Annotated in this window: 11 protein-coding genes and 1 pseudogene; 6 read left to right on the top strand and 6 right to left on the bottom strand. The window is 67.7% G+C overall.

Annotation, left to right across the window (positions count from 1 at the left end):
• The first annotated feature begins 10 nt into the window (after positions 1 to 10).
• The 5 genes from LIN44_RS03600 to LIN44_RS03580 all read left to right on the top strand — a co-directional run bounded on the left by LIN44_RS03600 (position 11) and on the right by LIN44_RS03580 (position 4,067).
• Entirely contained in the window at positions 11 to 1,282 is a 1,272-nt protein-coding gene (locus tag LIN44_RS03600) for a type II secretion system F family protein (protein WP_227313538.1), read from the top strand.
• 3 nt (positions 1,283 to 1,285) lie between these two features.
• Entirely contained in the window at positions 1,286 to 2,185 is a 900-nt protein-coding gene (locus tag LIN44_RS03595) for an A24 family peptidase (protein ID WP_227313537.1), read from the top strand.
• Between the two features lie 82 nt (positions 2,186 to 2,267).
• Positions 2,268 to 2,894, top strand: coding sequence for a dephospho-CoA kinase (gene coaE / locus LIN44_RS03590; RefSeq protein WP_227313536.1), 627 nt, complete (start codon positions 2,268 to 2,270; stop codon positions 2,892 to 2,894).
• Positions 2,895 to 3,102: 208 nt separating this feature from the next.
• On the top strand, positions 3,103 to 3,861 hold the full coding sequence (gene zapD / locus LIN44_RS03585; protein ID WP_012353939.1) for a cell division protein ZapD: 759 nt from the start codon (positions 3,103 to 3,105) through the stop codon (positions 3,859 to 3,861).
• A gap of 17 nt (positions 3,862 to 3,878) precedes the next feature.
• Positions 3,879 to 4,067: a DNA gyrase inhibitor YacG gene (locus LIN44_RS03580; protein WP_018006248.1), complete on the top strand. Its 189-nt coding sequence runs from the start codon at positions 3,879 to 3,881 to the stop codon at positions 4,065 to 4,067.
• 25 nt (positions 4,068 to 4,092) lie between these two features.
• Here LIN44_RS03580 and LIN44_RS03575 read toward each other — a convergent pair.
• From LIN44_RS03575 to secA, 5 genes and pseudogenes are all read right to left on the bottom strand, one after another.
• Positions 4,093 to 6,131, bottom strand: a pseudogene (locus LIN44_RS03575) (OPT family oligopeptide transporter).
• Between the two features lie 90 nt (positions 6,132 to 6,221).
• On the bottom strand, positions 6,222 to 6,668 hold the full coding sequence (locus LIN44_RS03570; protein WP_227313535.1) for an NUDIX domain-containing protein: 447 nt from the start codon (positions 6,666 to 6,668) through the stop codon (positions 6,222 to 6,224).
• On the bottom strand, positions 6,665 to 7,570 hold the full coding sequence (locus LIN44_RS03565; RefSeq protein WP_227313534.1) for an ATP-binding protein: 906 nt from the start codon (positions 7,568 to 7,570) through the stop codon (positions 6,665 to 6,667). The genes LIN44_RS03570 and LIN44_RS03565 overlap by 4 nt, the downstream gene beginning before the upstream one ends.
• Before the next feature lie 124 nt (positions 7,571 to 7,694).
• Positions 7,695 to 8,933, bottom strand: a complete 1,239-nt coding sequence (argJ, locus tag LIN44_RS03560) for a bifunctional glutamate N-acetyltransferase/amino-acid acetyltransferase ArgJ (protein ID WP_227313533.1) — start codon at positions 8,931 to 8,933, stop codon at positions 7,695 to 7,697.
• A 194-nt stretch (positions 8,934 to 9,127) separates the two neighbouring features.
• A complete protein-coding gene (secA, locus tag LIN44_RS03555; RefSeq protein ID WP_227313532.1) occupies positions 9,128 to 11,905 on the bottom strand; it encodes a preprotein translocase subunit SecA in 2,778 nt (925 codons plus the stop codon).
• A gap of 180 nt (positions 11,906 to 12,085) precedes the next feature.
• Here secA and LIN44_RS03550 point away from each other — a divergent pair, with 180 nt between their 5' ends.
• Positions 12,086 to 12,589 carry a DciA family protein gene (locus LIN44_RS03550; RefSeq protein WP_227313531.1) on the top strand — a complete coding sequence of 168 codons (504 nt, stop codon included), beginning with the start codon at positions 12,086 to 12,088 and terminating at the stop codon, positions 12,587 to 12,589.
• A gap of 67 nt (positions 12,590 to 12,656) precedes the next feature.
• Here the strand turns inward: LIN44_RS03550 and lpxC are convergent, their stop codons facing one another.
• Positions 12,657 to 13,574 carry a UDP-3-O-acyl-N-acetylglucosamine deacetylase gene (lpxC, locus tag LIN44_RS03545; protein ID WP_012353947.1) on the bottom strand — a complete coding sequence of 306 codons (918 nt, stop codon included), beginning with the start codon at positions 13,572 to 13,574 and terminating at the stop codon, positions 12,657 to 12,659.
• Between the last annotated feature and the right edge of the window lie 128 nt (positions 13,575 to 13,702).

Here is a 13,702-nt window from a genome sequence, read left to right as displayed (position 1 = left end):
GGTCAAAACCATGGCGACGCGCGCACCAGCAGCGGGCGCCCGGACGGGGGCACCGTCACGGGCCAAATCAGGGAAGGGACGCAAGGCCCCCACCCAGTACATCTTCGAGTGGGAAGGCAAGGACCGCAAGGGCAAGACCTTCACCGGCGAGCTGCGCGCCGAAAACCAGGCCGAGGTCACCGCCACGCTGCGCAAGCAGGGCCTGACCATCGTCAAGCTGAAGAAGCGCAAGGCCGCGCGCGGGCGCAAGATCACCGAGAAGGACATCGCCTACTTCACCCGGCAGCTGTCGACCATGCTCAAGGCCGGCATCCCGCTGCTGCAATCGATCGACATCATCGCGCGCGGGCACGTCAACCCCAACTTCACCCAGCTGCTGTCCGACATCCGCTTCGACATCGAGGCCGGCAGCAGCATGGCCGCGGCGTTCCGCCGCCACCCCAAATATTTCGACACGCTGTACTGCAACCTGATCGATGCCGGCGAACAGGGCGGCATCCTGGATTCGCTGCTGGAGCGCCTGTCGCTCTACATGGAGAAGACCATCGCGCTGAAGGGGCAGATCAACTCCGCGATGATCTACCCGATCGCGGTGCTGACCGTCGCCTTTGCCGTCACGGTGATCCTGATGCTGTTCGTGATCCCGGCGTTCAAGGGGGTGTTCTCCAGCTTCGGTGCCAACCTGCCCGCGCCGACGCTGCTGGTGATCGCGATCTCCGACTTTTTTGTCCAGTACTGGTACCTGGTGATCGGCGCGCCGGTGGCCGGCATCAGCTTCTACCTGCGCGCGCTGAAGAAGTCCGAGAAGGTGCAGCGCGCCACCGACCGCGCGCTGCTGAAGCTGCCGATCTTCGGCAACCTGTTCCGCAAGGCCGTGATCGCGCGCTGGACCCGCACCCTGGCGACGATGTTCGCGGCCGGCACGCCGCTGGTGGAGTCGATGGAGTCGGTCGCCGGCGCGGCCGGCAACTGGGTCTACTACGATGCCACCCGCGAGATCGAGCAATCGGTGCGCATCGGCACCAGCCTGACCAACGCGATGCAGGCAACCCATGTGTTCGACAACATGGTGCTGCAGATGACGCAGATCGGCGAAGAATCCGGCGCGCTGGACAACATGCTGCTGAAGGTGGCGGAGTTCTACGAGCGTGAAGTCGACGATGCCGTCGCCGCCATCTCCAGCCTGATCGAGCCGCTGATCATCGTGGTGCTGGGCGTGCTGATCGGCGGCATGGTGGTGGCGATGTACCTGCCGATCTTCAAGCTGGGACAGGTGGTGTAAGCGATGCAGTCTGTGTGGTCCGCATCTCCCTTTTCGACCAGCACCGCCCCGCTGCTGCATGCGCTGGCGGCGCTGCCGCCCGTCTTCCTGGTGGCGGCCGCGGCGCTGCTGGGGCTGGTGGTCGGCAGCTTCCTCAACGTGGTGATCCACCGCGTGCCGCGCATGATGGAGCGCGACGAGGCCAACTATATTGCCGAACTGCGCGGCGACCCGCTGCCCTACCCCGGCCGCTACAACCTGATGGTGCCGCGCTCGGCCTGCCCGCATTGCGGCCACGCCATCGCCCCGTGGGAAAACGTGCCGGTGCTGAGCTACCTGTTCCTGCGTGGCCGCTGCTCGGCGTGCAAGGCGCCGATCAGCGTGCGCTATCCGCTGGTGGAGCTGGCCTGCGGCGTGCTGAGCGCGCTGGTGGCATGGCGCTTCGGCCCGGGCGCGCAGGCGCTGGCCGCGCTGGTGCTGGTATGGGGGCTGCTGGCGTTGACCATGATCGATGCCGATACGCAATTGCTGCCGGACCAGATCACGCTGCCGCTGCTGTGGATGGGGCTGCTGCTGAACCTGGCCAGCCTGTTCGTGGCGCTGCCCGACGCGGTGATCGGCGCCGCCGCCGGCTACCTGGTGCTGTGGATCGCCTACTGGCTGTTCCGGCTGCTGCGCGGCAAGGAAGGCATGGGCTTCGGCGACTTCAAGCTGATGGCGGCGCTGGGGGCGTGGTTCGGCTGGCAGGCGCTGCCGGCGCTGTTGCTGCTGTCGTCGGTGGCCGGCGTGCTGTTCGGGCTGGCCAATATCGCGCTGCGCCGCCAGGAGCGCGACACGCCGTTCCCGTTCGGGCCCTTCATTGCGCTGGCCGGCGTGGTGGTGCTGCTGTTCGGCCCCGGGGTGCTGCCGCTGTTTGCCTGGTAAGGGCCGCGCCGCCGCGACCGGTCCACTGCCGAAGCGGCCGAAGCTGGTATCGTTGCGGCAACGACGTCTGACAGAACCTCACATGCTGGAAATCGGACTGACCGGCGGCATCGGCAGCGGCAAGACCCGCGTGGCCGACATGTTCGCCGCGCGCGGCGCCGCGATCATCGATACCGACCTGCTCGCGCACGAGATCACCGCACCGGGCGGGCGTGCCATCCCGGCACTGGTCGAGGCCTTCGGCCCGGCCTGCCTGCGCCCGGACGGGGCCATGGACCGCGACGCGATGCGCGCGCTGGTGTTTGCCGATCCCGCCGCCAAGGCGCGGCTGGAAGCCATCACGCACCCGCTGATCCGCGCGCTGACGACCGAGCGCGCGCAGTCGATCCGCGCTGCCGGCGCGCATCCCTACCTGATCTACGTGGTGCCGCTGCTGGTGGAATCGGGCTCGTGGCGCGAGCGCGTGGGCCGCGTGCTGGTGGTCGACTGCACCGAAGCCACGCAGGTGGCCCGCGTGATGTCGCGCAACGGCTTCAGCCGCGAACAGGTGCTGGCGATCATGGCCAAGCAGGCAACACGCGCGGCCCGCCTGGCATGTGCCGACGACGTCATCGACAACGACGGACCGGTCGAGGCGCTGGTGGCGCAGGTGGACCGGCTCGACCGCTACTACCGTGAACTGTCCGCCGCGGGCGCGGTCCATCCATGACGCGCCGGGCCGTGCTGTGGCGCATTGCATCATGCGCGCGACATTGTCCTCGGACCTGGTCTCGCATAGAATGCGCTGGAACATGCCGGGAAATCGCCGCATAGTGCCGGTATCCAACGCGCATAGATCACCCTTTCCGGTATTTCCCGGGCCTCATTCTGCACCGGGCCGCCCCTGAAGCGCCCGACGCCCTGCACGGACACAGCACTTGATTCTGTACGAATACCCTTTCAACGAACGCATCAGGACTCTCCTGCGCCTGGAGGACCTGTTCGATCGGCTGGAATACTTCCTCGGCCAGGATCATGCCCAGCAGCACCATGTCGCGCTGACCACGCTGTTCGAGATCATCGACGTCGCCGGCCGCGCCGACCTCAAGACCGACCTGATCAAGGAGCTGGAGCGCCAGCGGCAGGCATTGGCGCCGCTGCGCGCCAATCCGCAGATCGACCAGGACGCGCTCGACTCGGTCATCGGCGAGATCGAGCAGGGCATCGCCATGCTCAACCAGACCGTGGGCAAGGCCGGTCAGCTGCTGACCGACAACGAGTGGCTGACCAGCATCCGCAGCCGCGCCATCATCCCCGGCGGCACCTGCGAGTTCGACCTGCCTGCGTACTATGCATGGCAGCACCGTCCCGCCGAAGACCGCCGCGCCGATATCCTGAAATGGGCGCGTCCATTGGTGTCGCTGCGCATGGGCACCACCATCGTGCTGCGGCTATTGCGTGAAGCGGGCCAGAGCGGCAAGGTGATCGCCACCGGCGGCAGCTACCAGCAGATGCTGTCGGGCCGCAGCTACCAGCTGATGCAGGTCTACCTGGACGATTCGCTGCTGGCCTTCATCCCCGAGATGAGCGCCAACAAGTACATGCTGTGGGTGCGCTTCACGCAGCAGGACGGCGACCTGCGCCCGCGCTCGGTCGATGCCGATATTCCGTTCCTGCTAAAACTTTGCAATTTCTGAAGCCTGCGCTGAACGCCATGCCTGCTGTCGTCAAATGCCCCACCTGCGGCACTGAGGTGGCCTGGGTGCCCGACAACAAATTCCGCCCGTTCTGTTCCGAGCGCTGCAAGCAGATCGACCTCGGCGCCTGGGCGTCGGAGAAATACGTGATCGGCGGCAAGCCGGGCGAGACCTCGCCCGACCGGTCCGAAGACGAGGACGACTGAGGGCGCGACGCAGACGCCCCCGCCCTCAGTGCGCCGCGGCCAGCACGCGGCGGTAGAAGCCCACGCACACCAGCACGAACACCGCCAGGCCCAGCCACTGCGCGGTCGCTTCAAACCCGGCCCCGACCACGGCCAGCGGCGCATCGCTGCCTGACAGGCCGATCACCGCGGCCAGCATCACGCCAACCAGGCTTTCGCCGACGATCAGGCCGGACGCCAGCAGCGTGCCGCGCCGCTCGGCGTGCTCCAGCGCCAGCTTCACATCGTCGCCGCGCGCGGTGGCGCGGCGACGCTCGGCGCGCAGCAACAGCCACGACAGCACCGCGCCGACCACCAGCGCCGAGCTGATCGTCGGCGGCAGGTAGATGCCGATGCCAACCGCCAGCACCGGCAGCCGTGCCGCGCCGCCACGGCGGCGCAGGATCTCGTCGATGGCGATCAGCACCACGCCCAGCCCGATGCCGATCAGGATCATGTTCCAGTTGAGCTGGTGGGTGAAGATGCCGGTGGCGATGGCGGTCATCAGCGTCGCCTGCGGCGCGGCCAGCGCCTGGTTCGGGTCCATGCCCGCACGCGGCAGCGCGCCGGCGAAGCCATAGGCGCTGTAGAGCAGTTCCAGCACCGGCGGGATCACCGCAGCGCCGACCACGCAGCCGATCAGCAGCGCCACCTGCTGGCGCCACGGCGTGGCGCCGACCAGCCAGCCGGTCTTCAGGTCCTGCAGGTTGTCATTGGCAATCGAGGCCACCGCCACCACCGCCGAGGTGGTGAAGATCGCCAGCGCGATCGCGAACTTGCCGCCCTCTGGCGTGGCCAGCAGGCCATCGGCCTGGCCCGCCAGCAGGATCAGCAGCGACACCAGGATCACCGCGATGATGCCGATGCCGGAAATCGGGCTGGCCGACGAGCCCACCAGTCCGGCCATGTAGCCGCACGCCGCCGCCACCAGGAAGCCGAAAATAAACGCGAACACCACCGCGTAGACCACCAGGCGCCAGCGCGCCCCGCCATCGAGCGGCGCCGGCGCGAGGAACCACGCGAACACCGTCACCAGCACCGCCAGCAGACCCAGCATCACCAGCCCGATCCACTTCGCCGGCATGTCCTGCTGCGTGCGCGGCACGCTGCCCTGCCCCGCCGGGCCGGCCTGCAGCGCGCCGAACGAGGCCTGGATGCCATAGAGCATCGGTTTGGCCAATGACAGCAGCGTCCAGATCGCGGCGATGCCGATGGTGCCGGCGCCGATAAAGCGTGCCTGCTGGCTCCACACCAGGGTGCCGAAGGCCGACAGCGTGGCGCCGTCCGGGCGCGGCGTGACCGCGGTCAGCCACGGCACCGCGACGCCCCAGGTCAGCACCAGCCCGAGCAGCATGGCCAGCCCGCCGACGATGCCGACCAGGTAGCCCGCGCCCACCAGCGCCAGCGAGAAGCCCATCGACAGCCGCACCACCGAGGCGCCCGCCGACAGCCAGAAGTTGGCACCCTCGGCCAGCACGCGCAGCCCGCCGGCGGCAAAGCTGAACAACCCCGCGACCAGGCCGCCGGCCATCAGGTCGGCGAGTCCGGTCGCCTGCGGCTTCTGGCCTGGCGCGGCCTCGGCCGGCGCGGCGCTGCCCACGCGCAGAATTTCCGCCGCGGCCACGCCCTCGGGATACGGCAGCTCGCTCTGCACCACCATGGCATGGCGCAGCGGGATGCTGAACAACACGCCCAGCATGCCGCCGGCCGCGCAGATCGCCAGCGTCTGCCAGAACGGGAAGCCCTGCCAGTGGCCCAGCATCACCAGCCCGGGCAGGATGAAATGATCGACGACAGGGTGCCCGCGGCCGAGGCCTGTGTCTGCACCATGTTGTTTTCCAGGATGTTGGCGCCGGGGAAGAGCCGCAGCACGGCCATCGAGATCACGGCCGCCGGGATCGCCGACGAGAAGGTCAGGCCGACCTTCAGCCCCAGGTAGATGTTGGAAGCGGTGAACACGACCGTGATCAGCGCACCGAGGATGATGCCGCGCAGGGTCAGTTCAGGCAGGGAAACGTCGTCGGCGATACGATCGACACGTAGCATGCAGGTTCCTTTCCTGTGGATCCGGGCCGGCTGGCCCTGCGGCGCACAAGCGGGCGCCGCGGCCGCTTGTCAGTGACGCGGACGGCAGGGTCAGCCGTGGCGCGATTCCTCGGCCAGCCACGCCACCACGGGAATGGTCGCCGGCAGCAGCGGCCCGACCGTCACCGGCGTGTCCTGCCACGAGAACGCCTGGCCTTCGCGGCCAACGGGCTCGCCGCGCCAGGCCGTAACCTTGCAGAAGTGCAGCCGCACATAGGCGTGCGGGTAATCATGTTCCAGGATGTGCCAGCGCTCGCATTGCGTGACATCAAGGCCCAGCTCTTCGTGCAGTTCGCGCGCCAGCGCTGCCTCCACCGACTCGCCCGGCTCGAGCTTGCCGCCGGGGAATTCCCAGTAGCCCTCGTAGGGCTTGCCGGCCGGGCGCTGCGCCAGCAGGAAGCGGCCGTCGGGCTGCACCAGCACGCCGACCGCCACCTCGGTCACCTTGCGTGGCGGGTTGCCGCCGGTGGCTGCGGGGTTCTGCGTCGCCGCGCTCATGCCTTGGCGTCCCCGGCAACATCGGCGATGTACGGCTTGCCGTGCTTGCCGCCCCAGTCGCGCGCGAACTGCCACGCCACGCGGCCCGAACGCGAGCCGCGCTCCAGCGCCCACACCAGCGCGTCGCCGCGCGCGGCGGCGATGTCCTCGTCGGTGCAGCCGAAGTGCCGCAGCCAGTGGCCGACGATGGCCAGGTACTCGTCCTGCTTGGGCGGGTAGAACGACAGCCACAGGCCGAAGCGCTCGGACAGCGAGATCTTCTCTTCCACCACTTCACCGGGATGGATCTCGCCGTCGTCGGTGTGGCGGTAGCTCTCGTTGTCCTTCATGTACTCCGGCAGCAGGTGCCGGCGGTTGGAGGTGGCGTAGATCAGCACGTTGTCCGACTGCGCCGCGACCGAGCCATCCAGCGCCGACTTGAGCGACTTGTAGCCCGACTCGCCTTCCTCGAACGACAGGTCGTCGCAGAAGATCACGAAGCGCTCGGGGCGCTGCGAGACCAGCTCGACGATATCGCCGAGGTCACCCAGGTCGTCCTTGTCGACCTCGACCAGCCGCAATCCGTCCTGGACGAAGGCGTTGAGGCAGGCCTTGATCAGCGACGACTTGCCGGTGCCGCGCGCGCCCGTCAGCAGCACGTTGTTGGCCGCCAGGCGGTTCACGAACTGGCGCGTATTGCCGACGATGGCATCCTTCTGGCGCTCGATGTTCTTCAGGTCGTCCAGGTGGATCGGCGGCAGCTGGCGCACCGGCTGCAGGTAGCCGATATTGCCGAACAGGCTCTGGCGCTTGCGCCAGCGGAACGCGACCGCCTCCTGCCAGTCCGCATCGCTCAGTTGCGGCGGCAGCCATTGTTCGAGTCGGGCAAGAAAGTTGTCGAGGCGGGCGGCGAGGTCGGACATGGTGATGGGGCGGTGTCAGTAGTGGGGAGCGGGCGGGTTGCCGGGCATGGCGCCATCCGGAAACGCCGGCCCTCTCCCCCGGCCCCTCTCCCGCAAGCGGGAGAGGGGAGCAAAACAGTGGTGCTTACGAACGGTAGTCGGCGTTGATCGACACGTAGTCGTGCGACAGGTCGCAGGTCCACACGGTCGCTTCGGCATTGCCGCGGCCGAGCGCGATGCGCACGGTGATCTCGGCCTGCTTCATCACGCGCTGGCCGTCTTCCTCGCGGTAATCGGGGTTGCGGCCGCCGTCGCGGGCGACCCAGACATCGTCCAGCCACAGGTTGACGCGGCCGACGTCGAGGTCATCCACGCCGGCGTAGCCGACCGCGGCCAGGATGCGGCCCAGGTTGGGGTCCGAGGCATAGAACGCGGTCTTGACCAGCGGCGAATGCGCCACCGCGTAGGCGATCTGGCGGCATTCCGCCACGTCCTTGCCGCCTTCGACGCGGATGGTCATCAGCTTGGTCGCGCCTTCGCCGTCGCGCACGATCATCTGCGCCAGCTCCTGCGCCAGGCTCGTCACCGCCTCGCGCAGCGCTTCGAAGGCCGGGCCTTCGGCGCGGTCGACCACGGCGCCGGACTTGCCCGAGGCGATCAGCACGAAGGAGTCGTTGGTCGAGGTATCGCCGTCGATGGTGATGCTGTTGAACGAGTGGTCGGCGGCGTGCGTCACCAGGCCCTGCAGCACCGGCTGCGCCACCGCGGCATCCATGGCGATGAAGCCCAGCATGGTCGCCATGTTGGGGCGGATCATGCCGGCGCCCTTGCTGATGCCCGACAGCGTCACGGTCTTGCCGTCGATCTGCACCGTGCGCGACGCGACCTTGGGCTGGGTATCGGTGGTCATGATCGCTTCCGCCGCGGCCAGCCAGTTGTCGGCGCCGGCGTTGGCGATGGCGGCGGGCAGGCCGGCCAGCAGGCGGTCCATCGGCAGTTGCTCGAGGATCACGCCGGTCGAGAACGGCAGCACCTGCGCGGCATCGATGCCCAGCTGCGCGGCCAGCGCGTCGCAGGTGGCGCGGGCGTTGGCCAGGCCTTGCTCGCCGGTGCCGGCGTTGGCGTTGCCGGTGTTGACCACCAGCGCACGGATGCCCTTGCCCGACTTGGCCGCCACAGCCAGGTGCTCGCGGCAGACCTGTACCGGCGCGGCGCAGAAGCGGTTGCTGGTGAAGACGCCGGCCACGGTGCTGCCTTCGGCCACGCGCACCACCAGCACGTCCTTGCGGTTGGCCTTGCGGATGCCCGCCTCGGCCCAGCCGAGCTCCACGCCGGCGACGGATTTCAGGTTCTCTGCCTGGGGCAGCGGAAGATTGACGGGCATGATCGCTCCATTTTCGCTATTGCCGTCATTCCCGCGCACGCGGGAATCCAGCGTCTGCAAAGCCACCAGGTCCCCGCGTGCGCGGGGACGACGAAGAAAACACTCACACTTTCGCCGTCCTCCTGACGAACATGCCCGCTTGCGCGGGCATGTTGCGGCGTGACGGCGTCGCGCTGACTACGGTGCCGCTCGGCTCAGCTGAGCTTGCCGTGGCACTGCTTGAACTTCTTGCCCGAGCCGCACGGGCACGGATCGTTGCGGCCGACCTTGGGCATGCCCGCCAGCGCCAGCTCGGCGGCGGCCAGGGCCGTGCCGGTGCGCGGCGATGGTGCCTCCTCGACCGGCTCGCGGCCTTCGGCGAACTCGTCGTGCTTGTACTGCACGTTCTCCAGGTGCGACAGGCCTTCCTCGATCTGCTCCGAGGCCTGTTCCAGTTCTTCCGGCGACTGGATCTGCACGTTGAAGGTCACGCGCGTGACTTCGTTCTTGATCACGTCCAGCAGGCGCGCGAACAGCTCGAACGACTCGCGCTTGTACTCCTGCTTGGGATCCTTCTGCGCGTAGCCGCGCAGGTGGATGCCCTGGCGCAGGTGGTCCAGCGCGGCCAGGTGCTCGCGCCAGTGCGTGTCGATGCTCTGCAGCATGACCGAGCGCTCGAAGCCGGCGAACGACTCGCGGCCGACCATCGCGACCTTGCTGTCGTAGCGCTCCGTCGCCGCCTTCATGATCAGGTTGAGCAGCTCTTCGTCCTCGATGCTCTGCGCGCCCTCGATGGTCTGCGCCAGCGGCACCTCCAGGCCCCAGTCCTCGCGCAGGCGCGTTTCCAGGCCGGCGATGTTCCACTGCTCTTCCATCGTGTCGGCCGGCACGTGGTCGCGGAACAGCTCGATCAGCACGCTCTCGCGCAGGTTGGCGACCATCTCGCCGACGTCGTTGGCCTCGAGCACGTCGTTGCGCAGCTTGTAGATTTCCTTGCGCTGGTCGTTGGCAACGTCGTCGTACTGCAGCAGCTGCTTGCGGATGTCGAAGTTGCGGCCTTCCACCTTGCGCTGCGCCGATTCGATCGAACGCGTGACGATGCCGGCTTCGATCGGCTCGCCCTCGGGCATCTTCAGGCGCTCCATGATGGCGCGCACGCGGTCGCCGGCGAAGATGCGCAGCAGCTGGTCGTCCAGCGACAGGTAGAAGCGCGACGAACCCGGGTCGCCCTGGCGGCCGGCACGGCCGCGCAGCTGGTTGTCGATGCGGCGCGACTCGTGGCGCTCGGTGCCGACGATATGCAGCCCGCCCGCGGCCTTGACCTGCTCGTGCAGCGACTGCCATTCATCCTTGAGCTGCTGGATGCGCGCGGCCTTGTCGGCGTCGGACAGGTTGGGGTCGGCCTCGATGAAGCCGGCCTGCTTCTCGACGTTGCCGCCCAGCACGATGTCGGTACCGCGGCCAGCCATGTTGGTGGCGATGGTGATCATCTTCGGGCGGCCGGCCTGCGCCACGATCTCGGCTTCGCGCGCATGCTGCTTGGCGTTGAGCACCTGGTGCGGCAGCTGCTCGCGGTCGAGCAGGCCCGACAGGTATTCCGAGGTCTCGATCGAGGTGGTGCCCACCAGCACCGGCTGGCCGCGCTCGTAGCAGTCGCGGATATCGCGCACCACGGCGTCGTAGCGCTCCTTGCCGGTCTTGTAGATCTGGTCCTGCAGGTCCTTGCGCTGGGTCGGGCGGTTGGTCGGGATCACCACCACTTCCAGGCCGTAGATTTCCTGGAACTCGTACGCTTCGGTGTCGGCCGTGCCGGTCATGCCGGCCAGCTTCTCGTACATGCGGAAGTAGTTCTGGAACGTGACGGTCGCCAGCGTCTGGTTTTCCTGCTGGACGGTGACGCCTTCCTTCGCTTCCACGGCCTGGTGCAGGCCGTCGGACCAGCGGCGGCCGGTCATCAGGCGGCCGGTGAATTCATCGACGATCACGACTTCGTCGTTCTGCACCACGTAGTGCTGGTCGCGGTGGAACAGGCTGTGCGCGCGCAAGGCCGCGTACAGGTGGTGCATCAGCGTGATGTTCTGCGGCGCGTAGAGCGATTCGCCTTCGCCGATCAGGCCCAGCTGCGACAGGATCTCTTCGGCCTTTTCATGCCCGGCCTCGGTCAGGTAGACCTGGTGGCCCTTTTCGTCGACGTAGTAGTCGCCCGGCTTCTCGACCCCGGTGCCGTCGGCCTTTTCCTCGCCGATCTGGCGCTCGAGCAGCTTGGGAATGCCGTTCATGCGCTGGTACAGGTCGGTCTGGTTCTCGGCCTGGCCGGAGATGATCAGCGGGGTGCGGGCCTCGTCGATCAGGATCGAGTCCACCTCGTCGACGATGGCGTAGTGCAACGGCCGCTGCACCCGCTGCGACGGGTCGTAGACCATGTTGTCGCGCAGGTAGTCGAAGCCGAACTCGTTGTTGGTGCCGTAGGTGATGTCGGCGTTGTACGCCGCCTGCTTCTGGTCGTGCGCCATCTGCGACAGGTTCACGCCCACCGACAGGCCCAGGAAGTTGTACAGCCGGCCCATCCACTCGGCATCGCGCTGCGCCAGGTAGTCGTTGACGGTGACCACGTGCACGCCCTTGCCGGTGATGGCATTCAGGTACACCGCCAGCGTCGCGGTCAGGGTCTTGCCTTCGCCGGTGCGCATTTCGGCGATCTTGTTGTCGTTCAGCACCATGCCGCCGATCAGCTGCACGTCGAAGTGGCGCATCTTCATGACGCGCTTGCTGGCCTCGCGGCACACGGCAAAAGCCTCGGGCAGCAGCGCCTCGAGCGATTCGCCGCCGGCGTGGCGCTGCCGGAAGGCCTCGGTCATGCCGCGCAGCTCGTCGTCGGAGAGCTGCTCGAACTTCGGCTCCAGCGCATTGATCTGCGCCACCGTGCGGCGGTATTGCTTGATCAGCCGCTCATTGCGGCTGCCGAAGACTTTCTTGAGAAGGCCCGTGATCATCGATTGCTTTCACCTGCGCGGAACCGGGCTGGCATCCCCAGGGAAGGCGGGCTGCTCCGGCGGCCGGGCGCGGTAATGGATAGATTGGCGCAAAACGCCGAGTTTATCATGTGCCGGCGTCACGGCCGGCGGGGGTGGACGCTTGCGCAGAAGCCGCCGCCCCCTTGCTAGAATGGCTGCATGCGCCGCTTCACCCATCCCGCCCTGCAGACCCCCGCAGCCAAGCCGCTCAATGACTGGCTGGCCAAGGCCGGCCCTGTCTCCGCGCTGCTCCAGACCGCGCGCCAGCTGTCGGTGCTGGAGGCGGAAGTGCTGGCGCTGCTGCCCGCCGGCATGCGCGCGGGCCTGGCGGTGGCCGGCGTCAAGCGCGATCCGTCCGACCCCAACGGCCAGGTGTTGCTGTTGCTGGCCGCCCATGGCGCGGCCGCGGCACGGGTGCGGCAGGTCGTGCCGACGCTGCTCGGACGCCTGCAGCAGCGCGGCTCCCCGGTCACCTCGATCCGTGTGCGGGTGCAGCCGGAGGTGCAACGCCATTCGGACTGGGAAGTCGAGCCGGTGGCACGGCCGCGCACCAGCGGCCGCATGACACCCACCGGGCTGGCCAACCTCGACCAGCTCGCGCGCAGCCTGCCCGATTCGCCGCTGCGCGACGCGCTCCATACCTTGCTGGCCCACCACCGCTGAGCGTCCGCGCCGCGTCCAAAGCAAAAGAGCCGACCCGCAGGTCGGCTCTTTCTCTATGCGGGGCAGCTCAGGCGAAGGCCGGCTGGGCCTGCGGCAGGAACGCCGCCGGCGCTTCCTCGACACGGTCGAAGGTGACCAGCTCGTAGGCCTCCTGGTCCGCCAGCAGCGCGCGCAGCAGCTGGTTGTTCAGGCCGTGACCCGACTTGTTCGCCACATAGGCGCCGATCAGCGGATGGCCGACCACATACAGGTCGCCGATCGCATCGAGGATCTTGTGGCGCACGAACTCGTCGCCGTAGCGCAGTTCCTCGTTGTTGAGCATGCGGTGCTCGTCCAGCACGATCGCGTTGTCCAGGCTGCCGCCGCGCGCCAGCCCCATTTCACGCAGGGCCTCGACCTCGTGCGCAAAGCCGAAGGTGCGGGCGCGGGCGATCTCGCGCACATAGCTGGTGTCGGCAAAATCGATCGAGAAGGTCTGGCCGGTCTTGTCGACCGCCGGGTGGCGGAAGTCGATGGTGAACGACAGCTTGAAGCCGAAGAACGGCTCCAGCCGCGCCAGCTTGTCGCCTTCGCGCACTTCCACCGGCTTCTTGACGCGGATGAAGGTCTTGGGCGCGTTCTGTTCTTCGATGCCGGCCGACTGCAGCAGGAACACGAAGGACGCCGCGCTGCCGTCCATGATCGGGATTTCCTCGGCGTCGACGTCGACATAGAGGTTGTCGATGCCCAGGCCGGCGCAGGCGGACATCAGGTGCTCGACGGTGGAAACGCGCGCGCCATCCTTCTGCAGCACCGACGCCAGCCGCGTGTCGCCGATGGCCGACGCGGCCACGGGAATCTCGACGGCCTCGGGCAGGTCGACGCGGGTGAAGACGATGCCGGTACCCGCCGGCGCCGGACGCAGCGTCAGCGTGACCTTGCGGCCGGAGTGCAGGCCGATGCCGACGGTCTTCACCAGGGATTTGATCGTGCGCTGTTTGAGCATGACAGCCTCAACAATTATTAAAATCTATCGTGTTATCTTTTTGATTAAGGGATTTTACCACCACATCCGGGGCGCTGCAGCCGGGTTTTGTTTCCGGCTGTTAACACGCACGTCACAAGTTACGTATT

It is taken from the genome of Cupriavidus sp. MP-37, from assembly GCF_020618415.1.
In the GTDB taxonomy this organism is placed as follows: domain Bacteria; phylum Pseudomonadota; class Gammaproteobacteria; order Burkholderiales; family Burkholderiaceae; genus Cupriavidus.
Note: the sequence above shows the minus strand (reverse complement) of the source record. Positions and strands in the feature narration are given on the sequence as shown.

Excerpts from the sequence above, each read along its gene's own strand:
- LIN44_RS03595 (WP_227313537.1), top strand. The coding sequence starts at position 1,286 with ATGCAGTCTGTGTGGTCCGCATCTCCCTTTTCGACCAGCACCGCCCCG.
- LIN44_RS03570 (WP_227313535.1), bottom strand. The coding sequence starts at position 6,668 with ATGAGCGCGGCGACGCAGAACCCCGCAGCCACCGGCGGCAACCCGCCA.
- coaE (WP_227313536.1), top strand. The coding sequence starts at position 2,268 with ATGCTGGAAATCGGACTGACCGGCGGCATCGGCAGCGGCAAGACCCGC.
- LIN44_RS03550 (WP_227313531.1), top strand. The coding sequence starts at position 12,086 with ATGCGCCGCTTCACCCATCCCGCCCTGCAGACCCCCGCAGCCAAGCCG.
- lpxC (WP_012353947.1), bottom strand. The coding sequence starts at position 13,574 with ATGCTCAAACAGCGCACGATCAAATCCCTGGTGAAGACCGTCGGCATC.
- LIN44_RS03565 (WP_227313534.1), bottom strand. The coding sequence starts at position 7,570 with ATGTCCGACCTCGCCGCCCGCCTCGACAACTTTCTTGCCCGACTCGAA.
- LIN44_RS03600 (WP_227313538.1), top strand. The coding sequence starts at position 11 with ATGGCGACGCGCGCACCAGCAGCGGGCGCCCGGACGGGGGCACCGTCA.
- secA (WP_227313532.1), bottom strand. The coding sequence starts at position 11,905 with ATGATCACGGGCCTTCTCAAGAAAGTCTTCGGCAGCCGCAATGAGCGG.
- LIN44_RS03580 (WP_018006248.1), top strand. The coding sequence starts at position 3,879 with ATGCCTGCTGTCGTCAAATGCCCCACCTGCGGCACTGAGGTGGCCTGG.
- argJ (WP_227313533.1), bottom strand. The coding sequence starts at position 8,933 with ATGCCCGTCAATCTTCCGCTGCCCCAGGCAGAGAACCTGAAATCCGTC.